Below are 23,161 nucleotides of genomic sequence, written 5' to 3'. Positions count from 1 at the left end.
GCCGAGTCTAGCCGAGCCGATGCCAATGCTCGATCAGCGCCCGCGCGATGGAAATGCGCGGCGGCAGCCCGATCTGGCCTTCGCCGGCCAATGCCGCGGTGACCTCGGCATGGCTGACCCAGCGCGCGTCTTCCAGTTCACCGGTGACCTGCGGCACCTCGCTTGCCGCAGCGCGCGCGGTGAAGCCCAGCATCAGCGCACCCGGGAACGGCCACGGTTGCGCGCCCAGATAGCGGCAGTCCTGCACCTGCACGCGGGTTTCCTCGAACACCTCACGCGCCACGGTCTGCTCCAGCGACTCGCCGGGTTCGACAAAGCCGGCAATCACCGAATAACGCCCCGGCGCCCAGCTTGCCTGCCGCCCCACCAGCAAGCGCGCGCCATCGCTGACCGCCACGATGATCGCCGGGTCCACGCGTGGGTAATGCTCGGTCTGACATTGCGTGCAATGGGCGATGAAGCCGGCACGGCGGAACGCGATCGCCCCGCCGCAGACGCCGCAGAAGCGCGTGCGCGACTGCCAGTGCAGCATCGCGCGCGCGTAAGCGAACGCGGTAGAAATGTCTGCCGGCCAATCGGCGGCAGCCTGGCGCAGGTCGATGCGCTGCGGCGCTTCCACACCGAGCACATCGGATGGCAGGCAGAACCAACCGACGTCATCGCGCAGCCCAAGAAAGATCGCCCCATCCGGCCCGTCGCCAAGCGCGGCACCGTCCATCAGCAGCGGCTGGCCATCCGCATCGGCCAGCGCAGTGCCCTTGGCATCGAGCAGCAGCACGCGGCCTTGCGGCCACAGACGCGCCAGCGCAGCGGGATCGTCACGCAACAGATCGCCTCGATCCAGCGGCGCATGGGTGAAGGCAAAACCGGAGGTTGAAAAAGAAGACTCTGACATCGGCGCAAGCCTGCCGATAATCGGCATCGCCCGCAAGCAGCGCACCATCGATGCAGGCCCGCCCGGCGGCGCGCGTTCAGACGTCAACACCACCTGGCGCCCGCCGGGCGGTCATGAGCGCGTCACATTGCGCGCCACATCGCAGAGCAGGCCACGTGCGATCGACATGTGCTGCAGCCAGCCGGGTCCGAATCCCGGCATCTTCAGCCCTGTCGCCGGTGACAGCGACAAGGCTCCATCGCAGGGCGAGGCGTCCAGCGCCGATCCTGGACGCGCTGATCATCCAGCGCTGTCAGCGACACCCCATCCCGGCCTCAGCGCTGCTTGTCCAGCAGCTGATGCCGCACGGCGACGATGCACGGTTCGTTGGTGGTCAGATGCACGAACGCCGAGTTGTCGTTGGGGTCGCCACTGCCGATATCGACCAATGCTGCCTGGGTGCTGCCGCGATGCTTGAAAGCGGCAATTGCGGTCACCGCATTCTTCAGCGGAATGGTGGCGTCGTTGGACGAACCGCATAGCAGCGTCGGCGTCTGCGGCGCCCAGTCCAGCAGGTCGTTGCGTGCCAGATCCTTGCGGAACGGATTGGTGGGATTATTGGCAAAATCGCGATAGAACCCGGGCTGGAAGTACGCCTTGAGCTGGTCGATCCCGGGCAGCGTATCGCCCAGGACCAGATCGGTCAGGCCCAGCTTGCCGGGGAACAGCGCCTCGACTCGGGCCGCCCACGGATCCTGAAACACCTGTCCGGCCGCCAGATAGATATTGCGATACGTGTGTTGCATCGCGACGATCGCGTAGCTGCCCAGGATGATGCCGAAGCTGCTTTCGCCAACCGCGTTGCTCCCGCTCCAGCTGTCTACGAAGGTCTGCTCCAGCGCGTAGGGCCCGGAGATCGGCGCGCTGGCAACCAGATGAAACTCCCTGGACAGATGCGCTTCGATTTCCCGCTGGGTTGCCAGTGCGGCATGGCCGCCTTGCGAATACCCCGACAGCATGACCTTGCCGGATAACGGCGTCTTCAAGCGCTGCAACACGCTGCGTGCCGCGCGCAGGGCATCGATCGTCGCACTGGCCTCGGTCGCGCTATGCAGGTAGGGATGGAAGCCATAGCTGGATTGACCGAGCCCCAGATAATCGCTGCTGACCACCACATAGCCCTGACTGGCCAGACGTGTGACCAGCGGGTCGTCGCCCTTGGCATCACGGATGTCCTTGGCCTGTTCCTCATTGCGGATCGTCGCTGTCGACCGCCCCCAGCCCAGCAACGGATACGGCCCGCTGCAGCGCTCGCCGCCTGGAATCAGCACCACGCCCGACGCAGTGGCCGGCTCGCCATCGACACCGACGGTGGCATAGGTGAACTCGGCCACGCGCACGTTGCATCTGGGCTGTTCGGCCTGCGGCTCGGAGGTGAGCAACGCGGCAATCGCATCACGGGTGTAGCTGGTCAGGAAGTTGCTGCTGAGCAAGCTGCCGCGTGCGGGCGATGCCTGCGCGCTGGGTGCAAGCACTGCGCTGGCGATACCAAGCATGGCCAGCAGGCCCAGCGTCGAACGGGATCTGATCTACAACATGGTGAGGCTTCTCTCGTGGATGACTGCAATGGGCAGGGGACTGGCGTGTCGAAGGATCGAGATCCGTTGCGCGATCAACGTCCGCGGGCTGGGCGGCGCGGTGACTGCGCCATGGGGTGGAATCGGCGCGGTGCGCGGCACGCTCGGTCAGCGCAGTGGCGACCGCCCGCGCGCGTCACGCAAGGCAAAACGCGATGCATGAATCAGAATCGGCATGTGCTGGCACCAGCGCTGGGCATGCGTGCAGTATCGCCATCGCCGCACGCGGCCCAGCTCGCGCGCACGAAGCTTGCGCGCGCATGGCGAACCCCGCAGCAGGCGAATGTTCACAGCGCGTTGGACATGTACATCGATAGCGCGTGGCGCTTCGCCAGTGCATCGGCGAGCATCTGCGCAGTGCATGGATCACATAGATCGGCGTTTGAAAATCCGCCCGGATGCGGTGTCGTTGACCCGCAACACGCGTCGCACCAAGAGTCATACAGCGCGCGCAAGCGGCGCACAGCGTGAGGCCGTATCGACACACTCACGCGACTGCCGCTATCACATGCACCATGTCAGACCTGAAAACGTCGCAGGCAGCAGATTGCCCGCGACTCGACCGCAACATCACACACGAACAACCAAGCACCAGCAACCGCGTCGATTCAGACGCTGAAGCTGCTACCGCACCCACAGGTGGTCTTGGCGTTCGGATTGCGAATCACGAACTGCGCCCCGGTCAGGCTTTCGGTGTAGTCCACTTCGGCGCCCATCAGGTACTGCAGGCTCAGCGGGTCCACCAGCAACGTCACCCCGTCGGTGGCCACGGCCAGGTCGTCCTCGGCGCGGTTCTCGTCGAACTCGAAGCCGTACTGGAAGCCGGAACAGCCGCCACCCTGGATGTAGACACGCAACGCCAGCTCGGCGTTGCCTTCTTCCTGGATCAGCTCGCGCACCTTGCTGGCGGCGGCCACGGAAAAGTTCAGCGGCCGGTCGATGGACTGGTAGTCCGGGGCCGGGGCGGCGGTGGGTAGCGAAACGAGCGTGCTCATGGCGTCAGCATGGGGGCCAAGCGGCCCCACTTCAAGCGCTGCTTGCCAAATCCGGCGCCCGCTTCAGCTGCGGGCCACACCCTCAGGCGTCGGCAGTCTCGGCCTGCAAGGCCTTGACCGGCTCGACGCGGCCGGCCTCCGGCGCCGGCAACGCGGCGGTCGCGCCAGCGGTGGCGGCATGGATCAGGCGGCCGGTGAGCTGCGCGCCGGCGCTCATCTCCACCACCTGGTAATGCACATTGCCCTGCACCCGCGCGTTGGCGGCCAGTTCGACCCGCTCGGCGGCATGCACGTCGCCGGTCAGCTGGCCATTGATGATCACCACCGGCGCGCGCACCTCGCCCTCGATGCTGCCCTGCTCGGCCACCGTCAAGGTGGCGCTGGCGCCGTCTTCGGCAATCACCTTGCCCAGGATGCGGCCTTCCACATACAGCCCGCCGCTGAACATCAGGTCGCCGCGGATGACCACCTGCGGCCCGATCAAGGTGTCGACCACGGTCTGCGCACCACGGTTGGATTTGTTTCCGAACATCAGCTACTCCCCCGCGCCATTCCCGGCGACTTTCCAGTCGAATGTCTGATTGACCGGCGCCCCATCGCCGCTCAGGGAGATTTTGACACGTTGCGGAGTGAAATCCTTCGGCAGGATCACGCTGCCGTCCAATTGCTGGAAATAGCGGAACGAGTACGGCTGCCCGGCCGCATCTGGCTTCTGGTGCAGCTCGTTCCAGCTCACCGTGACCAGCTTGCCGGCACGCACGCCTTCCACCGCAAAGCGCAGCTGGCCCTGGCTGATCGCGCCGCGGTTGAGGTTCTGGGTCAGCACCACGCTGTAGTTCCAGGTGCCGCCGGCCTCGGCGGTGAATTGCACCGAGTGCGCGTTCAGCCCCTTGCGCTGCGCGGTGGAGCCCACCAGGCGCTCGTAGAACGCCACATCCGCGCGCAGTGCGGCGATCTGCTCGTCGCGCTCGGCCAGCGAGGCCTGCACCTCGGTATTGGCGGCGCGGCTGATCTTGTCGGACATCGCCAGGTTGACCTGACGCTGCTGCAGCTGCGCGATCTGCCGACGCTGCTGGGCCTGGTTGCGCTGCGCCTGCTGCAGCGCCGACTCGGCCTGGACCAGACGCGGCGCGGCAGTGCGGCTGGCCATCCACCACACCCCGCCCAGTGACGCCAGCCACACCAGTGCGATCACCAGCCACAACCAGCGGCCGCGGGAACGGCCGCCGCCGGAATCACGTTGGACGATCTGAACGCGTGCGGCTGGTCGCATGGGCATCGGGTCCGGACGGGCCGGCGCAGTCATGGGCGGCGTAGTGTGCCAGAGCGACACTGACCGTCGTGCTGGCGCTGGACCGGCGGTTATCCCAAAGTTCTGCGATAGTTCTGCAATTGTTTGCAGGGATCGACGACGCCATGAGCGAAGCCCATCTGTTCGTGATCGGCATCCTGCTGGCCTGGCTGGCCGGCATCCGTGTCTATCTCACCGTGTTCGGCGTCGGCCTGGCCGGCCTGCTCGGCTGGATCGAGCTGCCGCCCGCCCTGCACCCGGCACAGTCGTGGTGGGTGCTGGGCACCTCCGGTGCACTGGCGGTGGCCGAATTCTTCGCCGACAAGATCCCCGGCGTGGATTCGGGCTGGGACCTGCTGCAGACACTGGCACGCGTGCCGGCCGGTGCCTTCCTGGCCGCGGCCACGCTGTCGCCGGACGGTGACCTGAGCACCGGCGTACTGGCCGCCGGCGCGGGCGTGGCGCTGACCAGCCATACCCTCAAGGCCGGTACCCGCGCCTTGCTCAACACCTCGCCGGAACCGGCCAGCAACTGGGTCGCCTCGCTGGCCGAAGACACCATCACCACCACCGCGCTGGCGCTGGCACTGGCGCACCCGTGGCTGGCACTCAGTGTTGCCGTGGGTTCCAGCGTGCTGGCCACGCTGGTGGTGTGGTGGGTGTGGCGCCTGCTGTGGCGGGGCATGCGCCGGCTGGTCGCGCCGATGCGTTCCACCACCACGCCGGCTGCACGTCGCTCCCCGCTATCGTGAAGTTCATCGCATAATCATCGCGACTGCAGGGAGTATCGATGGCCGCCCGAGATCCGGTTCCTTTCACCCGTGACGACACCGCCACGCGCAATCGTCCATTGCGCGCCGAAACGCCGCCGGCCGACTATTGGCGCCGCTGGGCCGACGAGACCGCGGCGGCGTCCACCGTTGCCGAGCCGGTGAGCGCGGCCATCATTCCGGCGCCGGCGCTCGCTGCCGCACCCGAAATGATCCTGCCGATGGCGCCAGCGCAGTCCGCTGCACAAGGCAGCAGCGCGCACGCGACGGCCGCAGCGCCGACGCCAACGACCGCCTCAACCCCGCGCGAGGGCGATGACAACGCCGCCGCCGACGCGCCGTACCGCGTGCTGATCGTCGAGGACGACCGCTCGCAGGCGCTGTTTGCGCAGAGCGTGCTGCACGGCGCCGGCATGCATGCACAGGTGGAAATGACCGCCGCCAGCGTGCCGCAGGCGATCCAGGACTACCACCCGGATCTGATCCTGATGGACCTGCACATGCCCGAGCTGGACGGCATCCGCCTGACCACCCTGATCCGCCAGCAGCCGGGCCAGCAGTTGCTGCCGATCGTGTTCCTGACCGGCGACCCCGATCCGGAGCGTCAGTTCGAAGTGCTCGACAGCGGCGCCGACGATTTTCTGACCAAGCCGATCCGCCCACGCCACCTGATCGCCGCGGTGTCCAACCGCATCCGCCGCGCCCGCCAACAGGCGCTGCAGCAGGCCGGCGAACCGGTCAGCGTGCGCAGCAATCCGGAAACCGGCCTGCCGACGCGCGGCCACGTGATGGAACTGCTGGCCGATGCGCTGACGCGCAAGCAGGCCGGCGGGCTGTTCTTCATCGAAATCGCCAGCGCGCTCGGCCTGCGTGAACGCTACGGCTATGCCGCCTACGAGCGTCTGATGACCCAGGCCGGGCATCGCCTGGCCAGTGCAGCGCACCCGTATCCGCTGGCGCGCTTGAACGACAACAGCTTCCTGTTGCTGGGCGTGGACATGCCCGAATCCAGCCTGGAGCAGCATGCGCTGGAGATCCGCCAGCGGCTGTCGGCGCATGCCTTCCCGGTACGCGAGGAAGAATCGGTGCACGTGCGCTGCGCCATTGGCGTGGCACCGCTGGGCCTGGGCTTCGACGACACCGGCAGCGCGCTGGAAGCGGTCGAGCGCACCGCGCTGCAGGCACGCCTGCGCAGCGACGGCGTGCAGGCCTATCTGGCCCCCAGCCAGGCCGAACAGCAGGAGCAACTGCGCCTGGTCGAAGGCCAGCTCGAACTGGCCTATCAACCGATCGTGGCAGTGGCCGGCGGCGACACCGCGCAATACCAGGTGCTGCTGCGGCTGCGCCAGGCCGACGGCACGCTGCTGTCGGCCGGCCAGGTGATTCCCGCCGCCGAAGCGGCCGGACGCATCGCCGATCTCGACCAGCAGGTCATGGATCACGCGCTCGGCCTGCTGCATCTGTACCAGCACGCCCACCCGCCGCTGCGGCTGTTTGTGTCGCAGTCGCCGCGCACGCAGGCACGCGATGCCTTTGCCGACTGGCTGCTCAAGGCGCTGGTCGAGCGCGGCGTGGCCGGGCAATCGTTGATCGTCGACCTGCGCCTGGACGATGCCCTGATCCACGCGGTCACCGTGCAGCAGTTCTGCGCCAAATTGATGCCGGCCGGCGTGCAGTTCTGCCTGAGCCAGTTCGAGCCCGGCGACGAGGCCAACGCGCTGCTGGACCAGTTGCCGCTGAGCTTCGTGCGCATGGCCAACCGCTTCGCCGATGCCCACGGCAACACGGCAGTCCGCGACGAACTGCGCAGCGTGATCAATATCGCCCATCAGCGCGGCCTGCTGATCATCGGCCAACGCATCGAAGATCCGCAGGCGGCTGCGGCGATGTGGATGAGCGGCGTGGACTTCATCCAGGGCAACCTGGTGCAGACGGTCGGCAAGGAACTGGACTTCGACTTCACGAACGCGGTGCTCTGAGTGACAGCGCGGGCAGGAGGCCTCCGCGCCTGGAGCAGCCTGGCCACGCTGACCGCGCTGGTCGCTGCGCTGGGTGCCGGCCTGCAGTGGTCGGCCATCGACGGGCCGTGGCGCGCAGTGACGGCGCTCTCTGCAGCACTGGCAGTGGTATTCGGTCTGGGCGCTGCCGTTGCCGGCTACCGCAGCGCGCGCGCGCAGCACGCCCTGTTGCAACGCCTGGAGGAAGCCGACCTCGCGCGTGAGCGCCTGCAGCAGGAACTGCAGCGTCACGGCGCGCTCGAACAGGAACTGTTGCGCGCCAAGCAGGCCGCCGAGGCCGCCACGCTGGCCAAGGGCGAATTCCTGGCCACCATGAGCCACGAGATCCGCACCCCGCTCAACGGCATCATTCCGATGCTGGAACTGATCTCCAGCGGCCAGCTCAGCCTGGACCAGCGCGACATGCTGCAGACCGCCACCGGCAGCTCGCTGCAACTGCTGCGCATCGTCGACGACATCCTTGACTACTCCAAACTCGAAGCCAACAAGCTCGAACTGGAGATCACCACCTTCAACCTGCGCGAGCTGCTCGACGGCGTCGTGCAGCTGCTGCAGCGCACCGCTGAAGGCAAGCAACTGCGTGTGGGGTTGGATATCGAACCGTCGGTGCGCCTGCTGGTGCGCGGCGACCCGATCCGCCTGCGCCAGGTGCTGGGCAACCTGATCGGCAATGCGATCAAGTTCACCGAGCGCGGCAGCGTCGACATCCAGCTGCGTCGCCTGGGCGAGACCCGCGCCCAGCATCTGCTGCGCTTCCAGGTGCGCGACACCGGCATCGGCATCGCCCCGGATCAGCAGGCACGCCTGTTCCGCTCCTTCGCCCAGGCCGACGCCTCCACCACGCGCCTGTACGGCGGCACCGGCCTGGGGCTGGCGATCTGCAAGCGCATCATCGACCTGATGGGCGGCCGCATCGGCGTGGAATCCGAGCACGGGCGCGGCGCCACGTTCTGGTTCGAAATCCCGCTGCTCAAGGTCATCGGCGACCTGCAGCAGAACGCCGGCGCCGATGCCGCGCGGGTGATGGTGATCAGCTCCGACACCCGCCTGTTGCAGCGCCTCAAGCGCCTGCTGGACAGCTGGGGCGTATCGCACGTGCTGATGGAAACCACCCAGGAAGCGCTGGAGCGGGTGCGTCGCCACAGCGACAGCGAAGGCTTCCGCTGCGTCATCGCCGACCACGACACGCTGCGCTACAGCGCGCGCGCCGTGCATCGCGCACTCGCGCGCCCGGACGACCTCAGCGGCGCACGCCTGATCTGGCTGTACGGCGACGAGCCGGTGCCGTCCGAGCTGCAGGACAATGCCACCCTGGTGCCGCGCCAGAGCCCGGACGAGACCCTGCGCTCGCTGGTGCTGCCGCCCGAGCCGAGGCCGGCCCACGCGGCCACGCTGGCCGCGGCGATGATTCCCGAGCCGATGGCGCCGGCGCTGGCCAACGCGCGCGATGTACGCATCCTGCTGGTGGAAGACAACCCGGTGAACCTGCTGGTCGCGCAGAAGCTGCTGGCCGTGCTCGGCTTCGACGCGGATACCGCCACCGATGGCGAAGCCGCGCTGAGCAGCATGGAGTCCACCCGCTACGACATGGTCTTCATGGATTGCCAGATGCCGGTGCTGGATGGCTATGCCGCCACCCGCCGCTGGCGCGCGATGGAAACCGAAAGCGGCGGCCGCCCGATCCCGATCGTGGCGATGACCGCCAACGCCATGGCCGGCGATCGCGAACGCTGCCTGGCCGCCGGCATGGACGACTATCTGTCCAAACCGGTTGCCCGCGAGCAGCTCGACGCCTGCCTGCAGCGCTGGCTGCCGCGCCAACCGCTGCTGCCTGGCCCGGCCATCGGCAGCCAGGCAGCAGGCGATCCCGAAAGCGTCAGCGCCACGCAGGCGCGCGCCCTGCCGATCCTGGACAACAGCGTGATCGATGAGCTGTACGAGGTGGCGGGCGCGGACACCATCACCATCCTGCAGCTGTTCCTGGAAGACGCACCGGGCATCATCGAGCGCCTGGAAACCGCAGCCACCAACCGCGACAGCATGCAGCTGCGCGATCTGGCGCATACGCTCAAATCCTCCAGCGCCAATGTCGGCGCCCAGGCGCTGGCCAATGCCGCGCGCCGGATCGAACTGGCCGCGCGCACCGGCACCATCGAACGCCCCTCGGTGATGGTGGCGCTGGTCATCGCCGAATACGCACGCGCCCGTCTGGCGCTGCTCGGCCAGGTCGCTCGCCTCCAGGCCAAGGCCCGCACAGCCGGCTGAACCGCGCAAGCCTGCAGCCGAAGACAGAACCGGCCAGGCAACGCAGTCGAAGACATCCTGCGAAGAAAAATCTCGCCCCTCTCGCGCCGCGGCGAGAAGGCAGGGTTTGCGCGCCACTGGCGCGCGTGCCCTGGAGCGCACGCGTCGCAAACGCGGGCCGGGGGGCGCGGAGATAGGTGGGTGGGGGTTGGAGGTGCGCGCGCATCCAAATGCGGCCAGCCACAGCGACAGCACGACACCCATGCAGCGCCCGCAGCGCCCGCATGCTCCCCAGCAGTGCAGGCGCTTACTGACTCAGACCCTCTTGCGCTGATCCCGACACACCGCTGACCAGCACCGCACCGAGCGCCCTCAGTCGTCCAGCTTGGTCAGCAGGTAATTCGGCTCGCCGATGCGCGCCACCAGATCCAGCTGCGTTTCCAGCCAGTCGATGTGCTCTTCTTCCGACTCCAGGATGTCCACCAGCAGCTGGCGGCTCACGTAATCGTTGACGGTCTCCGCATAGGCCACGGCCTCGCGCAGCACAGCGACCGCCTCACGCTCCAGCGCCAGATCACAGCGGAACATCTCGGTGGGGTTCTCGCCGATGCGCAGCTTGCCCAGCGCCTGGAAATTCGGAAGTCCTTCGAGAAACAGGATGCGGTCGGACAGCTTGTCCGCATGCTTCATCTCGTCGATGGATTCCTTGTACTCATGCTCGGCCAGTTCTTTCAGGCCCCAGTTCTTCAGCATCTTGGCGTGCAGAAAGTACTGGTTGATCGCAGTGAGTTCGTTGTAGAGCACCTTGTTGAGGTACTCGATGACCTTGGTATCGCCCTTCATGCGATGTCTCCGAGACAGTGAGCCGGCCGCACTGTAGCGCGTTGCCGCGGCGCATGAAGGAACGCGAATCGTGATCAGTTGCGCGACGCCTACCCGCCCGCAGGTGGCCTGTTGCACATAACGTGCGCATCGATCATTTGCCGAACGATCGCGCGCTGTCGATCAAACGGCAACCGCAGGGTTACGACCTGACCGCATGATGGTCAGCCAGGAAGGCGACCTATCGATCGCGCCTTGGCGGCGCGACAGAACGACTGTAGAGCGAGCCAGACCGGCAACCTGCTCGCGGCAGTCCGTTACCGACAGTGCGCGAGCACAGCGGAAGGCGCTCAGGCAGCGCTGGCAAGTCCTAGCATGGGCAACGGCAGCGCACGGCTCGCATGGGCCTGGCTCAGCACGTCGCCCGCCATTTCCAGGCACGACCCACAGTTCGAACCACAGCCGGTGCGCATGGTCAGTTCGGCCAGGCTGGCGCAGCCATTCTGGGCGGCTTCGCGGATCTGGTGGTCGGTGACCCCATTACAGATGCAGACGTACACGGTATCGGTCGGATGCTGGCGATCCGGAGAGGACCGGCGCTGATTGCACCGCAAACGAGAATAGGTGTCAATTCCAAACGTTAATCATTATTAATCCGTACCGCACGAGGCCCGCCCCGCTTGCGTGGACGCTTGCGCGGACTGTCGTGCCCGGCCGCGCTGCTGCCCGGCAACCAAGCCTCCAGCGCGCGCTCGGGCATCACCCCGACCGCCGCAGAGCCCGCGATGGTCTGCGCCAGCGGAGCCAGATGACGCAGCGCGCGCGCATAGACCCCACGCTTGAACATCACCACATGCTCGACCGGATACCAGAAATCCACCCAGCGCCAGTGGTCGAACTCCGGCGTGTCGGTGTGGTCGAGCTTGAGATGGGATTCGTGGCCGGTGAACTGCAGCAGGAACCAGACCTGCTTCTGGCCGATGCAGACCTGGCGCTCATTGCGCCGCACTGCCCGGCTCGGCAGGCGATAGCGCAGCCATCCGGGGGTGGCACCGAGCAATTCGACATGCTCGGGCAACAACCCGGTTTCTTCGCGCAACTCGCGGTACATGGCTTCTACGGGTGTCTCATCGGTATTCATGCCACCTTGCGGGAACTGCCAGCCGTCCCTGCGCACACGTCGTGCCCAGAACACCTGACCATCCTCTCGCATCAGCACGATGCCGACGTTTGGCCGGAAACCGTCCGGATCGATCACGATGCGGACTCCTGAAAATCTACTGTCACCGACTCTGCCACGGCGACGGCCGGCTCACAAGCTGAAAACGAAATGCTTGACAACACGCGGGCGCTTGGTAAGAATTACCGGCTCCCTAGGCTATGTAGCTCAGCCGGTTAGAGCACAGCACTCATAATGCTGGGGTCGGTGGTTCGAGTCCACCCATAGCCACCAAGGTTTTCAGGCCCACCTGGGCATGCAATACTCTTGGTTCAACACGTTTTATTGCCCCGTCGCCAAGCGGTAAGGCACCTGACTCTGACTCAGGCATTCGGTGGTTCGAATCCATCCGGGGCAGCCAAACACGAAAGGTCCGATCTGACGATCGGGCCTTTTTTGTTGCCCGATTACTGCTTGCCGGCATTCGTGCAGCAAGCATTCCCGCCCCAAGGCCGAACAGCGATCACCGAAGGCGACACCCACCCTGGTCGAAATGGATCCCGGGTCAGACAGGCACCAATAGTCAGGCACAGAGCCCGGCCACCGCGGCATCACCCCATGCCGCCGTGCGCAGGCGCAGCGGCCGGTACACACGAGATGACCAGCCAGCGTTTGCGAAAGTCACCAGACCTGGGCAAGGAAAAATCTGCCCCGACACAGCAGGCCACCGACTGCAGGCGCCCACTGCGCAGGCCCCAAAAACGACAAAAGCCCGGCATGGCCGGGCTTTTGAAGCAGGCGCCCCGGCGAACCGGGACGCAACAAACGCAATGGATCAGCGCTTGGAGAACTGGGTCGCGCGACGGGCCTTGTGCAGACCGACCTTCTTACGCTCGACTTCACGGGCGTCACGGGTCATGAAGCCGGCCTTGCGCAGCTCGGACTTCAGGGTTTCGTCGTACTCGACCAGCGCACGGGCGATGCCCAGACGGATCGCACCGGCCTGGCCGGTGGTGCCGCCGCCGGAGGCGGTGACCAGGATGTCGAAGCTTTCGGTATTCTTGGTGAGTTCCAGCGGCTGACGCACGATCATGCGTGCAGTCTCACGGCCAAAGAACTCGTCCAGCGGACGGTCGTTGACGGTGATGTTGCCGGTACCCTTGCGCAGGAACACGCGAGCGGTGGAGGACTTGCGGCGGCCAGTGCCGTAGTTTTGCGTGATAGCCATGATTAGATATCCAGAACTTGCGGCTGCTGGGCGGCGTGCGGATGCTCGGCACCCGAATAGACCTTGAGCTTGCGGTACATGGTGCGGCCCAGGGGGCCCTTCGGCAGCATGCCCTTGACGGCGATTTCGATCACGCGCTCCGGGTGGCGCTGCAGCGCCTGCTCCAGGCTCTCGGTCTTGAGGTTACCGATGTAGCCGGTGAAGCGGTGATACTTCTTGTCTTTCAGCTTGTTGCCCGTGACCACGATCTTTTCGGCATTGATCACCACGAGGTAATCGCCGGTATCGACGTGCGGGGTATAAACCGGCTTGTGCTTGCCGCGCAGGCGGCGGGCCAGTTCGGTGGACAGACGGCCGAGCGTCTTGCCGGCGGCGTCAACGAGATACCAGTCACGCTGGACGGTCTCGGACTTGGCGGTGAACGTAGTCATGAGAAAACTCTTGAGTGGTCGGGCGGATTGCAGCGGCAATGACCGCTGGAACTTTGCCACGCGTTGTGAAGGCGAAACAGAAGAGGCGGGATTGTACGGGACGATACAAGGCCACGCAAGTCGCCGACCGGCCGGCGCGCTGGCGGTTGGCAGCGGCTCGGTCCGGGGCCAGAATCGGCGCATGACCCAGATCTCCTCTTTCCGACTGCATGGCCCGCTCGACCGGCTGCTGGTCGAAGCCCAGCGCGCGCTGGACACGGTATTCGGCAATCCGCCCGCCGAGCGGCCCAACCCGGCCGCCGACACGCCCGACGTCGCACTGGAACCGGACCAGCGTCGCCACGCCGCCGGCTTGATGCGGATCAACCACGTCGGCGAAGTCTGCGCGCAAGGCCTGTATTTCGGCCAGGCCGCGGTCGCCCGCGATGCCCACACCCAGCATCATCTGCTGGAGGCGGCGCAGGAAGAAACCGACCATCTGGCCTGGTGCGCCGACCGCCTGCACGAGCTGGACAGCCGCCCCAGCCTGTTCAACCCGCTCTGGTACGCCGGCAGCTACGCGCTCGGCGCCCTGGCCGGATTGCGCGGCGACGACTGGAGCCTGGGCTTCGTGGTCGAAACCGAGCGCCAGGTCGAGGCCCATCTGGATGAACACCTGGAAACTCTCCCCGAGGGCGACCAGCGCAGCCGCGCGATCCTGCGCGTGATGAAGATCGACGAAGCCCGCCACGCCGACCAGGCCGAACAGGCCGGCGCGCGCATCCTCCCGCCCCCGATCCCCAGCGCCATGGCCCTGGCCTCCAAGCTGATGAAAGCGGTGGCGTACCGGCTGTAGCCGGGGGATTGGGGATTGGCAGCTGGCGGCCGGCGGCGCCCAGCAAACCATACCCCACACCTCGCAACACCCCACTGGAGCAGAGCCCCCTTCTGTTAAGGGGGCGCGCCGAAGGCGGGGGGATAGGCTGCTACGAAGTGGGGCCCAAGGTTTGCACAGCAAATCTTGGGAGGCAGGCCCACGCAGTGGGACTGACCACGCAGGGCTGACCACGGCTAGCCCACCAGCTTCAGCCCGATCACCCCGGCCACGATCAGGCCGATGCAGGCCAGACGCGACCACGACGCGCTGTCGCCGAACAGCGCGATGCCGGCGATGGTCACGCCCAGCGCGCCGATCCCGGTCCAGATCGCGTAACCGGTGCCGACCGGGATGGTCTTCAGTGCCTGGGTCAGGAACCACAGGCTGATGCCCGCCAGACCGATCGTCAGCACGGTCGGCCACAGGCGGGTGAAGCCGTCGCTGTACTTCAGGCCCATGGCAAAACCGATTTCGAACAGGCCGGCCAGCAGCAGATAGATCCAGGGCATCGCATTACTCCTCACTTGAAAAACGCACAAAAAAAAAGCGGCCCAGTGTTTGCACACTGGGCCGCCGTCGGCTGTGGAACGCGAGGTCATCGCGTGGCGGGCCGTCCCGCCTTGGTTCTTTCGCGCGCCTGCAGGCAGGTCGCGCAACAGCTCGCTCGCTGCGCTTACTCGCTCAGGTTGCGCCCGTGGAACAGTTCTTCGATCTCGCGCTTGAGCAGCGTTTCGATCTTCATGCGCTCCTTGAACGAGAGGTTCTTGGCGCGCTCCTCGAATAGGTACTGGTCCAGGTCGAAGTCCTTCAGGTGCATCTTGGTATGGAAGATGTTTTCCTGATAGACGTTGACATCGAACATCTCGTAGCGCGACTTCACGTTCTTGGCGAGGAAGTGCTGGATCGAGTTGATCTTGTGATCGATGTAGTGCTTCTTGCCCTTCACATCGCGGGTGAAGCCACGGACGCGGTAGTCCATGATCACGATGTCCGACTCCAGACTCTCGATCAGGTAGTTCAGCGCCTTCAACGGCGAGATCACGCCGCAGGTGGCGACGTCGATATCGGCGCGGAACGTGGCAATGCCTTCCTGCGGATGCGTCTCGGGGTATGTATGGACAGTGATATGACTTTTGTCCATATGAGCGACCACGGCATCGGAGATCAGCTCCTTGCCGGCCTGCTTCTTGTCGATGACGGGCTCTTCCGAGATCAGGATCGTGACCGATGCGCCCTGCGGATCGTAGTCCTGACGTGCGATATTGAGGATGTTGGCGCCAATGATCTCGGCAACATCGGTCAGGATCTGCGTCAGACGATCGGCGTCGTACTGCTCATCGATATATTCGATGTAGCGCTGACGCTCCTCTTCGGTACGCGCGTAACAGACGTCGTAGATGTTGAAGCTCAACGCCTTGGTGAGGTTGTTGAACCCCTGTAGCCTCAGGCGAGGCAACGGCTTGACCACGTCGGTCTGTCCTTATGGAAGGCGGGAAAGGAAACAATTATGAGCCAAAGATCCCAGCAACGAAATGCCGACGTTAAGAATGGTTTACCTTGCATGACTCATGCCGTTAAGCTTCAGGAATTACACGCGGAACTACCATGAGCCCAGGAAACACGACGGTTGTGACTACGACGGTACGTAACGCTACCCCTTCTCTGGCGCTGGACGCGGGCACGATCGAGCGTTTCCTGGCGCACAGCCATCGCAGGCGCTATCCGACCCGGACCGATGTGTTCCGGCCGGGAGACCCGGCTGGCACCCTCTATTACGTGATCAGTGGCTCGGTGAGCATCATTGCCGAGGAAGATGACGATCGTGAGTTGGTGCTGGGCTACTTCGGTAGCGGCGAGTTCGTCGGCGAGATGGGGTTGTTCATCGAATCCGATACCCGCGAGGTGATCTTGCGCACCCGCACCCAGTGCGAGCTGGCCGAGATCAGCTACGAGCGGCTGCAGCAGCTGTTCCAGACCAGTCTGTCCCCGGATGCGCCCCGCATCCTGTACGCGATTGGCGTTCAGCTGTCCAAGCGGTTGCTCGACACCACAAGGAAAGCCAGCCGCCTGGCGTTTCTGGACGTGACCGACCGCATCGTGCGCACCCTGCACGACCTGTCCAAGGAGCCGGAAGCGATGAGTCATCCGCAGGGCACCCAGCTGCGCGTATCGCGGCAGGAGCTGGCACGTCTGGTGGGTTGTTCGCGCGAGATGGCCGGGCGCGTGCTCAAGAAGCTGCAGGCCGACGGCCTGCTGCATGCACGCGGCAAGACCGTCGTGCTCTACGGCACCCGCTGACCGGTTGTGGTCGCGGCTGGTGCAGCACTGCACCGGCCGCAACTTGAACCATACGCCGCACGGCATGCGGACTGATGCAGTCGGCGCGCGGCGCCGCCGCGTGCTATGCATTACTAGCTGCTTACCCTTCCCTGCTGCTCCGGCGGGCTTGGCGTGACCAGTAAATCTTGGTGAACAGCCACTGGATGCGCGCGAATCAATCCGTGCGTCTGTGCGGTAGCTGCCGAGTTCGAATACCTGCCGTGCCCGCCAGGCTGCGCGCCGCTACCGGCGCCAGGCGCTACAGCGCCTTGCCACCACGATCGCGACACCCCCAGTTGAGGATCGGCGTGCCGGCCGGCAGCACCTGCCGGAACAGCGCTTCGCGATTAGCCTTCGGATTGACCACCACCGGCGCGCGCGCGGCCTTCAACAGCGGCAGATCCGCGGTGCTGTCCGAATAGGCAATGGCGATGTCGGCATAGCCGCGCTCGCGCAGCATGCGCATCTTCTCTTCGTTGTGGCAGTGACGTCGCGCGGTGACCGCGCCCAGACGCGGACCGACCAGGCTGCCGATCACCGGCACATCCTGATGGGCGACAAAGCCGAGAATGGCGCGCGCCAGTTCCGGCGGCGCGCCGGTGGCCACCACCACGCGGTCGCCGGCAGCGCGGTGGTCGGTGAACACCTTCAAGGCGTGCGGCAACAGGCGCTGCCGGATCTGCGCTTCATGCTTGAGCACGTACGCATCGATGAAGCGGTTGAACTCGCGCGTGCGGTGCAGGCCGAAGGTGGCGATCCACACATACCCGGACACGCCGCGACGGCGGGTCGGCAGCATCGCCACCATCGGGCCGAGGATCGGCGAGGCCAACAGCGCCACCAGCAGACGCAAGGGGTTGCGCTTGATCAGCCAGGCGAACAGATGGCTGCCGGAGTCGCCGTCATACAGCGTGTGGTCGAAATCGAAGACCACCAGCGGTGCGTCGTCGCGCGGTACGGGATACGCCTCAGTCATGCGCAAAGAATAGCTGACGCAGCGACTCGCCGGGTTCGGCCGCGCGCATGAAGGTCTCGCCGACCAGAAACGCGTTCACGCCGTGGCCGCGCATCAACTGCACGTCGGCCGGAGTGACGATGCCGCTTTCGGTGACCAGGATGCGGTCGCGCGGCACGGCGGCGCGCATGTCCAGCGTGGTCTGCAGCGTCACCTCGAAGGTGCGCAGATTGCGGTTGTTGATGCCCACCAGCGGCACCGGCACCTGCACCGCGCGCTCCAGCTCGTCGATGTCGTGCACTTCCACCAGTACGTCCAGGCCCAGTTGCATGGCCAGGCCGGAGAGCTCGGCCAGTTGCCCATCGTCCAGTGCCGAGACGATCAGCAGGATGCAATCGGCGCCGAGCACGCGCGCCTCGTAGACCTGGTAGGGGTCGACAGTGAAGTCCTTGCGCAGCACCGGCAGCGTGCAGGCCTCGCGCGCCTGGCGCAGATAGGCATCGGCGCCCTGGAAGAAGTCCACATCGGTCAACACCGACAGGCAGCTGGCGCCGCCGAATTCATAGCTGACCGCAATGTCGGCCGGGTGGAAGTCGGGCCGGATCACGCCCTTGGACGGGCTGGCCTTCTTCACCTCGGCGATCACCGCCGGCTCGCCGGCGGCGATGCTGGCCTGCATGGCGGCGGCAAACCCGCGCGTGAGCGGCAGGTCGGCGCTGCGCGCGATCAGCTCGGCAAGCGGCACGCGCGCACTGCGCTCGGCGATTTCTTCGGCCTTGCGGGCAAGGATGGTGTTGAGGATATCGCTCATCGTATCGGGTCCTGGCAGTCGGGCATTATCGGTCAAGACGGCCGCAACCGGCCGCCACGCGCCAGCCCCAGCATGCCAGCGGTCATGATCGGGATGCCGCCGCATGCCTGCCGGTGCAGTGGGAGGGGTCAGGCCTGTGAGGCAATCTGCCGGGTGAAGGCGACATAGGCGTCCAGTCTTGCACGCGCCGAGCCATCGGCCAGGACCGCACGCGCACGCACGACGCCCTCGGCGATGCTGTCGGACACGCCTGCCACGTACAGCGCCGCACCGGCGTTGAGCGCGACGATGTCCAGCGCCGGGCCGGGCACATTGTCCAGCACCTGCAGCAGCATCGTGCGCGACTGCGCGGCATCGGCCACCTTGAGGTTGCGGCTGGCCGACATCGCAATGCCGAAATCCTCCGGATGCACTTCGTATTCGCGCACCTGGCCATCGCGCAGCTCGCCGACCAGGGTGCCGGCCCCCAGCGAAAGCTCGTCCATGCCATCGCGGCCCCACACCACCAGCGCACGCTCGGCACCGAGTTCCTGCAGCACGCGCGCCTGGATGCCGACCAGGTCCGGATGGAACACGCCCATCAGGATGTTCGGCGAGCCGGCCGGGTTGGTCAGCGGGCCGAGGATGTTGAAGATGGTGCGCACGCCCATTTCGCGGCGCACCGGCGCCACCACCTTCATGGCCGGATGATGCACCGGTGCATACATGAAGCCGATACCGGTCTGCGCCAGCGAGGCGGCGACCTGCTCGGGCTGTAGCTCGATCGCCGCGCCCAGCGCCTCCAGCGCGTCGGCACTGCCGGACTTGGACGAGACGCTGCGATTGCCGTGCTTGGCGACCTTGGCACCGCCGGCGGCGGCCACGAACATCGCGCAGGTGGAGATGTTGAAGGTATGCGAGCCATCGCCGCCGGTGCCGACGATGTCGACCATATGCCGGCGATCATCCACTTCCACGCGACGCGAGAACTCGCGCATCACCGTGGCTGCGCCGGCGATCTCGCCGATGGTTTCCTTCTTGACCCGCAACCCGGTGAGGATGGCCGCGACCATCATGTCCGAGACCTCGCCACGCATGATCTGGCGCATCAGCTCGACCATTTCGTCGTGGAAGATTTCGCGGTGTTCGATGGTGCGTTGCAGGGCTTCTTGCGGGGTGATGGGCATGGACGAGGACCGTGGCAAAACGTGGGAAAGATAGGCGGCAGCGAGCTTGGTCGATCAATGCTGGCGCTGCAGTCGCGCATGGCGGCAATGCCATGCAGCGACGCGGCGCGCAGCGCTCACTGGCCCGGGCGCCGCATGCGGAAGCGTGCCTGCGCCTGCACTTCGAAATAGTCGGCGGCGCCGCCGGCGCGCAGAATCGTCTGCACGGCTGCGGGATCGTAGATGCCGTCCTGCAACGCCGCGTGCGCCAGATGCACGCCGACCACTTCGCCCAGGACCAGCCAGGTTTCGATGGCCTGCCCGGCTGCGCTCTGCAGCGGCAATAGCTGGCTGAGCCGGCATTCGAAACTGACCGGACTGGCTGCCACGCGCGGGGCACCGATCAGCCGCGATGGCGCCATCTGCAACTCGGCCAGCACGAACTCGTCGACCTCCGCCGGCACCATCGCAGCACTGGCGTTCATTGCCTCGGCCAGTGGGCGCGTGGCCAGGTTCCAGCTGAACTCGCCGGTGGCTTCGATATTGCGCAGGCTGTCCTTGCGGCCGATGCTAGCGAAACCGACGATCGGCGGCACGTAGTTGAACGCATTGAAGAAGCTGTAAGGCGCCAGATTGGCGATGCCCTCGGCGCTGCGCGAGCCGATCCAGCCGATCGGCCGCGGACCGACGATGGCGTTGAACGGATCGTGCGGCAGCCCGTGGCCCTGGCCTGGTTCGTAGAAGTGGAAGCTGTCGCTGGCGGTGCTCATCGTGATCCGGATGCAGGTGTGAACGAAGCGAGGCGGGAAACCCGCCGCATGCTATCGCGTAGGTCATTGCAGGCATTGCGCGCATGGGTCGCTGGTGCATCGATGGCGCCGAAGACTGCATCGAGACTGACGAAGGTTACGGCGGCCCTTGCGACGTGCGCGCTGCGCATTTCGATCAACGCTGCAGGAAGTTTTTCAGCAAGGCCTGACCGTGCTGGGTCAGGATCGACTCGGGATGGAACTGCACGCCTTCGACCGGAAACTGGCGATGACGCAGGCCCATGATCTCTTCGATCGAGCCATCCGGATTCTCGGTCCAGGCGGTGACTTCCAGCGCGTCGGGCAAGGTGGTCTTGTCCACCACCAGCGAGTGGTAGCGGGTGGCTTCGTAGCTGTCCGGCAGGCCGGCGAACACGCCCTTGCCCTGGTGGCGGATCGGCGAGGTCTTGCCATGCATGATGTTGTCGGCGCGGATCACATCGCCGCCATAGACCTGCCCGATGCTTTGATGCCCCAGGCACACACCCAGGATCGGCGTGGTCTGGCCCAGCTGCTCGATCAGCTGCAGCGAGATACCGGCCTCGTTCGGGGTGCACGGGCCGGGCGAGATCACGATGCGCTCGGGCCTGAGCGCGGCGATCTGATCCACGCTCATCGCGTCGTTGCGCACCACCGTGACCTCGGCACCCAGCGCCTGCAGGTACTGCACGAGGTTGTAGGTAAAGCTGTCGTAGTTGTCGAGCATCAGTAACATTTCAGGCCTATCTCTTTGTTTTTAAAGGGCAACAGCCCGAAACAACCCGCCGATAGCCGCCCTGATCCCTTTCAACCCGCCTGGATACCCAAGCGGCCGGGGAGCGAGCAACACCGAAGCATATCTTCGCACGGGCTCGCTCAGCGCTCCTGTGTGCGATCAACGCGATCAGCCATGCAGACGCGTCATCCACGCTGTCCCTCCCCGGACCACAGTGCTCCGACAGGTCCGGACCAGCTAGACAACTTGCACCTCACGCGCGGAACGCCGGCTGTCTCCAGCCTGGATCCAATGCTCGCCGCCATGCGTCCCTAACGATGCGTTCGGCGTGACGGCAGTTCGCATCCTCCGCTCCGGGCAAACTTGAAAGACGTGATGCTTCGAGAAATTGGCATGCGTGGAGGTGTTTCCAGACAACCGCGCTCAGCTGACCTCCATCACGCAAAGGCTTCCCATGGCTCTGTCGTTTCGTTCGCCGTCCCCCACGCTCATCGCTCTTTCCGCGTTGCTGGCAGCGCTGACGGCCTGCGACAGATCAACGCCGTCGGCGGTATCGGCGCCGCCCGCGGCAGCAACGCGGCCTGCAGCGGCGCCCGCGATAAACTGGCATGAGGGGAATGTAGAAAAAGCCCTGGAGGAGGCCAGGAACACCGGCAAACCACTCCTGTTGTACTGGGGCGCCATCTGGTGCCCACCGTGCAACCGGCTCAAGGCCACCACGTTCAAGGACCCGGGGTTCATCGCGCAGACGCGGCAATTCGTGGCAGTGCATCTGGACGCAGACCTGCAAGAAGCCCAGACCTGGGCCGAACGCTTCGGCGTCAGGGGGTATCCCACGGTCATCCTGCTACGCCCGGATCGCAGCGAAATCACCCGGCTGGTGGGCGACAGCAGTACCGCCCAGCTTGTCGATAGCCTGCGCGTTGCAGCTCAATCCACCGCGAGTACAAAGCAGATCCTGGAGCGGGCGCTCAACGCTCCACAAACGCTAAAGCCGGACGAGTGGACTCTTCTCGGCAATTACAGCTGGTTGCAGGACGACCAACTGGTCGATGCAAAGGCTGCGCCCGCCACCCTGGCTGCACTGGCGAAGGCGGCACCACAGCCGGCCTTGCAGCGTCGCTTCCAGCTGCTGGCAGTAGCTGTCACCAGGCAGAAGCCCGTCGTAAGCCCGGCGACGTACACGTTGCTGCAAACCGTGTTTTCCAACCCGTCAGAGGTGCGCAACAATCTTGATGTGCTGGTGCGTGGTGCTGCCACGCTGGTTGCTTCTGCGACCGACGATCCGGGCAAACGTGCCGCATTGTCCAGGGAGTTCAATCAGGCGTTGGCGCAGGCCTATGCCGATCCCACCTTGCCCATCGTTGATCGTTTGCGGACCGGGTATGCCGAGATCGACCTTGCTCGCCTGGCACAGGGACAGCCGACCAGAGCGGAAATGAATAAGCCGCAACCTCCGCTGCCTGCAGACGTGGTCAAGACCGTGCACCAGCGCGTGCAGTGGGCGGTGACGGAAGCCAAGACCGATGAAGAGCGTCAGTCCACGATTACAAGTGCTGCCGGCTTGTTGGCGCTGGTGGGCGATAACAAGGGATCTGCGCAATTGATGCAGGCCGAGTTGACGCGTAGCAAGACACCGTCCTACTACATGCCCTACCTGGGTATCCTGGCCGAACAGCGCGGTGACACCAAGGCTGCGCTGTCATGGTTCAAGCAGGCCTACGATTCGAATGGTAGCCAGGGGACCGTGGTTGAGCGGGGCATGACCTATCTGGATGCGCTGGTCCGGCTCAGCCCGGAGGACGGTACAGGTATCGAGACGCTTGCAAGCCGAGTGATCGGCGATCTGGCGCGGCAATCCGATGGCTATCTCAAAGACAATCGCCAGCACTTCGAGGAAGTCGGCGCATCACTGAAGACCTGGAGCAAGCAGAGCCCGACAGGCAGCGCAGTCCTGACCCGCCTGCGCCAGAAGGCGCAGACACGTTGCGCCGACGGGAACAAGCCAGCCGCCTGCGCCGACTGGCTGGGGTGAGGCGGGGCATAGTCCTGATGCGCCTGCGAAGGTCGGCACAGGCACGC

The 23,161-nt window shown here is 65.6% G+C and carries 24 protein-coding genes and 2 tRNA genes; 9 read left to right on the top strand and 17 right to left on the bottom strand.

The genetic code is table 11. The annotated features are described in order from the left end of the window. Positions 1-7: 7 nt before the first annotated feature. Together nudC and ABQ137_RS02970 are read right to left on the bottom strand one after the other, a co-directional pair. A complete protein-coding gene (gene nudC / locus ABQ137_RS02975) occupies positions 8-895 on the bottom strand; it encodes an NAD(+) diphosphatase (protein WP_349781109.1) in 888 nt (295 codons plus the stop codon). A 314-nt stretch (positions 896-1,209) separates the two neighbouring features. Beyond that, complete coding sequence (locus ABQ137_RS02970; RefSeq protein ID WP_349781107.1) at positions 1,210-2,430, bottom strand: lipase family protein; 1,221 nt, start codon at positions 2,428-2,430, stop codon at positions 1,210-1,212. On the opposite strand from ABQ137_RS02970, the gene ABQ137_RS02965 reads away from it, so the two are divergent. Further along, a complete protein-coding gene (locus ABQ137_RS02965; RefSeq protein WP_349781105.1) occupies positions 2,429-2,674 on the top strand; it encodes a hypothetical protein in 246 nt (81 codons plus the stop codon). The genes ABQ137_RS02970 and ABQ137_RS02965 overlap by 2 nt on opposite strands. A 445-nt stretch (positions 2,675-3,119) precedes the next feature. Here the strand turns inward: ABQ137_RS02965 and erpA are convergent, their stop codons facing one another. From erpA to ABQ137_RS02950, 3 genes are all read right to left on the bottom strand, one after another. After that, complete coding sequence (gene erpA, locus ABQ137_RS02960) at positions 3,120-3,506, bottom strand: iron-sulfur cluster insertion protein ErpA (protein ID WP_024938186.1); 387 nt, start codon at positions 3,504-3,506, stop codon at positions 3,120-3,122. A gap of 82 nt (positions 3,507-3,588) precedes the next feature. Then, positions 3,589-4,038, bottom strand: coding sequence for a bactofilin family protein (locus ABQ137_RS02955; RefSeq protein ID WP_039513525.1), 450 nt, complete (start codon positions 4,036-4,038; stop codon positions 3,589-3,591). A 3-nt stretch (positions 4,039-4,041) separates the two neighbouring features. Beyond that, positions 4,042-4,779 (bottom strand): DUF6776 family protein, encoded by a 738-nt coding sequence (locus tag ABQ137_RS02950; RefSeq protein ID WP_311769982.1) that lies wholly within the window; start codon positions 4,777-4,779, stop codon positions 4,042-4,044. Between the two features lie 143 nt (positions 4,780-4,922). Here ABQ137_RS02950 and ABQ137_RS02945 point away from each other — a divergent pair, with 143 nt between their 5' ends. Genes ABQ137_RS02945 through ABQ137_RS02935 form a run of 3 tightly spaced genes read left to right on the top strand, consistent with a single transcriptional unit; the run spans position 4,923 to position 9,850 of the window. Next, the gene (locus ABQ137_RS02945) at positions 4,923-5,549 is read left to right on the top strand and encodes a DUF4126 domain-containing protein (protein ID WP_024938188.1); all 627 of its coding nucleotides are present in this window, start codon (positions 4,923-4,925) and stop codon (positions 5,547-5,549) included. Positions 5,550-5,587: 38 nt separating this feature from the next. Beyond that, positions 5,588-7,546 carry an EAL domain-containing protein gene (locus ABQ137_RS02940; RefSeq protein ID WP_349781103.1) on the top strand — a complete coding sequence of 653 codons (1,959 nt, stop codon included), beginning with the start codon at positions 5,588-5,590 and terminating at the stop codon, positions 7,544-7,546. Positions 7,547-7,585: 39 nt separating this feature from the next. Continuing rightward, on the top strand, positions 7,586-9,850 hold the full coding sequence (locus tag ABQ137_RS02935) for an ATP-binding protein (protein ID WP_349781516.1): 2,265 nt from the start codon (positions 7,586-7,588) through the stop codon (positions 9,848-9,850). 351 nt (positions 9,851-10,201) lie between these two features. Here ABQ137_RS02935 and bfr read toward each other — a convergent pair whose 3' ends face one another. From bfr to ABQ137_RS02920, 3 genes are all read right to left on the bottom strand, one after another. After that, positions 10,202-10,672 carry a bacterioferritin gene (gene bfr / locus ABQ137_RS02930; protein ID WP_005990707.1) on the bottom strand — a complete coding sequence of 157 codons (471 nt, stop codon included), beginning with the start codon at positions 10,670-10,672 and terminating at the stop codon, positions 10,202-10,204. Positions 10,673-11,001: 329 nt separating this feature from the next. Further along, positions 11,002-11,211, bottom strand: a complete 210-nt coding sequence (locus ABQ137_RS02925; RefSeq protein ID WP_167708321.1) for a (2Fe-2S)-binding protein — start codon at positions 11,209-11,211, stop codon at positions 11,002-11,004. Between the two features lie 80 nt (positions 11,212-11,291). Further along, positions 11,292-11,909: an RNA pyrophosphohydrolase gene (locus ABQ137_RS02920; protein ID WP_024938192.1), complete on the bottom strand. Its 618-nt coding sequence runs from the start codon at positions 11,907-11,909 to the stop codon at positions 11,292-11,294. 118 nt (positions 11,910-12,027) lie between these two features. Here ABQ137_RS02920 and ABQ137_RS02915 point away from each other — a divergent pair. Together ABQ137_RS02915 and ABQ137_RS02910 are read left to right on the top strand one after the other, a co-directional pair. Then, positions 12,028-12,104, top strand: a tRNA-Met gene (locus tag ABQ137_RS02915). A 52-nt stretch (positions 12,105-12,156) separates the two neighbouring features. Then, positions 12,157-12,231 (top strand) — tRNA-Gln (locus ABQ137_RS02910). Positions 12,232-12,645: 414 nt separating this feature from the next. On the opposite strand, the gene rpsI is transcribed toward ABQ137_RS02910, so the two are convergent. Further along, complete coding sequence (gene rpsI / locus ABQ137_RS02905) at positions 12,646-13,038, bottom strand: 30S ribosomal protein S9 (protein WP_016902423.1); 393 nt, start codon at positions 13,036-13,038, stop codon at positions 12,646-12,648. 2 nt (positions 13,039-13,040) lie between these two features. Then, positions 13,041-13,469: a 50S ribosomal protein L13 gene (rplM, locus tag ABQ137_RS02900; protein ID WP_003483082.1), complete on the bottom strand. Its 429-nt coding sequence runs from the start codon at positions 13,467-13,469 to the stop codon at positions 13,041-13,043. A 181-nt stretch (positions 13,470-13,650) separates the two neighbouring features. Here rplM and coq7 point away from each other — a divergent pair, with 181 nt between their 5' ends. Continuing rightward, positions 13,651-14,304 carry a 2-polyprenyl-3-methyl-6-methoxy-1,4-benzoquinone monooxygenase gene (gene coq7, locus ABQ137_RS02895; RefSeq protein WP_102250951.1) on the top strand — a complete coding sequence of 218 codons (654 nt, stop codon included), beginning with the start codon at positions 13,651-13,653 and terminating at the stop codon, positions 14,302-14,304. Positions 14,305-14,519: 215 nt separating this feature from the next. Here coq7 and ABQ137_RS02890 read toward each other — a convergent pair whose 3' ends face one another. Together ABQ137_RS02890 and speD are read right to left on the bottom strand one after the other, a co-directional pair. Next, a complete protein-coding gene (locus ABQ137_RS02890; protein ID WP_003483069.1) occupies positions 14,520-14,834 on the bottom strand; it encodes a DMT family transporter in 315 nt (104 codons plus the stop codon). 164 nt (positions 14,835-14,998) lie between these two features. Continuing rightward, the gene (speD, locus tag ABQ137_RS02885) at positions 14,999-15,793 is read right to left on the bottom strand and encodes an adenosylmethionine decarboxylase (RefSeq protein WP_005990692.1); all 795 of its coding nucleotides are present in this window, start codon (positions 15,791-15,793) and stop codon (positions 14,999-15,001) included. 137 nt (positions 15,794-15,930) lie between these two features. Here speD and crp point away from each other — a divergent pair, with 137 nt between their 5' ends. After that, on the top strand, positions 15,931-16,623 hold the full coding sequence (crp, locus tag ABQ137_RS02880) for a cAMP-activated global transcriptional regulator CRP (RefSeq protein ID WP_024938194.1): 693 nt from the start codon (positions 15,931-15,933) through the stop codon (positions 16,621-16,623). Between the two features lie 280 nt (positions 16,624-16,903). Here the strand turns inward: crp and ABQ137_RS02875 are convergent, their stop codons facing one another. The 5 genes from ABQ137_RS02875 to ABQ137_RS02855 all read right to left on the bottom strand — a co-directional run bounded on the left by ABQ137_RS02875 (position 16,904) and on the right by ABQ137_RS02855 (position 21,079). Next, on the bottom strand, positions 16,904-17,620 hold the full coding sequence (locus tag ABQ137_RS02875) for a haloacid dehalogenase-like hydrolase (RefSeq protein WP_016902427.1): 717 nt from the start codon (positions 17,618-17,620) through the stop codon (positions 16,904-16,906). Continuing rightward, complete coding sequence (gene trpC, locus ABQ137_RS02870) at positions 17,613-18,410, bottom strand: indole-3-glycerol phosphate synthase TrpC (protein WP_046345541.1); 798 nt, start codon at positions 18,408-18,410, stop codon at positions 17,613-17,615. Before trpC ends, ABQ137_RS02875 begins: the two co-directional genes overlap by 8 nt. A 128-nt stretch (positions 18,411-18,538) precedes the next feature. Then, a complete protein-coding gene (gene trpD / locus ABQ137_RS02865; protein WP_102255540.1) occupies positions 18,539-19,576 on the bottom strand; it encodes an anthranilate phosphoribosyltransferase in 1,038 nt (345 codons plus the stop codon). 116 nt (positions 19,577-19,692) lie between these two features. Continuing rightward, positions 19,693-20,325, bottom strand: coding sequence for a flavin reductase family protein (locus tag ABQ137_RS02860; RefSeq protein WP_016902430.1), 633 nt, complete (start codon positions 20,323-20,325; stop codon positions 19,693-19,695). A 175-nt stretch (positions 20,326-20,500) separates the two neighbouring features. Continuing rightward, a complete protein-coding gene (locus ABQ137_RS02855) occupies positions 20,501-21,079 on the bottom strand; it encodes an anthranilate synthase component II (RefSeq protein WP_016902431.1) in 579 nt (192 codons plus the stop codon). Between the two features lie 454 nt (positions 21,080-21,533). Here ABQ137_RS02855 and ABQ137_RS02850 point away from each other — a divergent pair, with 454 nt between their 5' ends. Then, positions 21,534-23,114 carry a thioredoxin family protein gene (locus tag ABQ137_RS02850; RefSeq protein WP_349781099.1) on the top strand — a complete coding sequence of 527 codons (1,581 nt, stop codon included), beginning with the start codon at positions 21,534-21,536 and terminating at the stop codon, positions 23,112-23,114. Positions 23,115-23,161 lie beyond the last annotated feature (47 nt).

It is taken from the genome of Xanthomonas sp. WHRI 8393 (assembly GCF_040203315.1).
Taxonomy (GTDB): Bacteria; Pseudomonadota; Gammaproteobacteria; order Xanthomonadales; family Xanthomonadaceae; genus Xanthomonas; species Xanthomonas arboricola.
The sequence above is the reverse complement of the archived record's forward strand: the minus strand, read 5'-3'. Positions and strand labels throughout refer to the sequence as shown.

Excerpts from the sequence above, each read along its gene's own strand:
- ABQ137_RS02940 (WP_349781103.1), top strand. The coding sequence starts at position 5,588 with ATGGCCGCCCGAGATCCGGTTCCTTTCACCCGTGACGACACCGCCACG.
- crp (WP_024938194.1), top strand. The coding sequence starts at position 15,931 with ATGAGCCCAGGAAACACGACGGTTGTGACTACGACGGTACGTAACGCT.
- ABQ137_RS02855 (WP_016902431.1), bottom strand. The coding sequence starts at position 21,079 with ATGTTACTGATGCTCGACAACTACGACAGCTTTACCTACAACCTCGTG.
- trpD (WP_102255540.1), bottom strand. The coding sequence starts at position 19,576 with ATGCCCATCACCCCGCAAGAAGCCCTGCAACGCACCATCGAACACCGC.
- ABQ137_RS02945 (WP_024938188.1), top strand. The coding sequence starts at position 4,923 with ATGAGCGAAGCCCATCTGTTCGTGATCGGCATCCTGCTGGCCTGGCTG.
- ABQ137_RS02955 (WP_039513525.1), bottom strand. The coding sequence starts at position 4,038 with ATGTTCGGAAACAAATCCAACCGTGGTGCGCAGACCGTGGTCGACACC.
- ABQ137_RS02860 (WP_016902430.1), bottom strand. The coding sequence starts at position 20,325 with ATGAGCACCGCCAGCGACAGCTTCCACTTCTACGAACCAGGCCAGGGC.
- ABQ137_RS02850 (WP_349781099.1), top strand. The coding sequence starts at position 21,534 with ATGGCTCTGTCGTTTCGTTCGCCGTCCCCCACGCTCATCGCTCTTTCC.
- ABQ137_RS02970 (WP_349781107.1), bottom strand. The coding sequence starts at position 2,430 with ATGCTTGGTATCGCCAGCGCAGTGCTTGCACCCAGCGCGCAGGCATCG.
- nudC (WP_349781109.1), bottom strand. The coding sequence starts at position 895 with ATGTCAGAGTCTTCTTTTTCAACCTCCGGTTTTGCCTTCACCCATGCG.
- rpsI (WP_016902423.1), bottom strand. The coding sequence starts at position 13,038 with ATGGCTATCACGCAAAACTACGGCACTGGCCGCCGCAAGTCCTCCACC.
- bfr (WP_005990707.1), bottom strand. The coding sequence starts at position 10,672 with ATGAAGGGCGATACCAAGGTCATCGAGTACCTCAACAAGGTGCTCTAC.
- erpA (WP_024938186.1), bottom strand. The coding sequence starts at position 3,506 with ATGAGCACGCTCGTTTCGCTACCCACCGCCGCCCCGGCCCCGGACTAC.
- rplM (WP_003483082.1), bottom strand. The coding sequence starts at position 13,469 with ATGACTACGTTCACCGCCAAGTCCGAGACCGTCCAGCGTGACTGGTAT.
- coq7 (WP_102250951.1), top strand. The coding sequence starts at position 13,651 with ATGACCCAGATCTCCTCTTTCCGACTGCATGGCCCGCTCGACCGGCTG.
- ABQ137_RS02890 (WP_003483069.1), bottom strand. The coding sequence starts at position 14,834 with ATGCCCTGGATCTATCTGCTGCTGGCCGGCCTGTTCGAAATCGGTTTT.
- trpC (WP_046345541.1), bottom strand. The coding sequence starts at position 18,410 with ATGAGCGATATCCTCAACACCATCCTTGCCCGCAAGGCCGAAGAAATC.
- ABQ137_RS02950 (WP_311769982.1), bottom strand. The coding sequence starts at position 4,779 with ATGCGACCAGCCGCACGCGTTCAGATCGTCCAACGTGATTCCGGCGGC.
- ABQ137_RS02875 (WP_016902427.1), bottom strand. The coding sequence starts at position 17,620 with ATGACTGAGGCGTATCCCGTACCGCGCGACGACGCACCGCTGGTGGTC.
- ABQ137_RS02965 (WP_349781105.1), top strand. The coding sequence starts at position 2,429 with ATGGCCAGCAGGCCCAGCGTCGAACGGGATCTGATCTACAACATGGTG.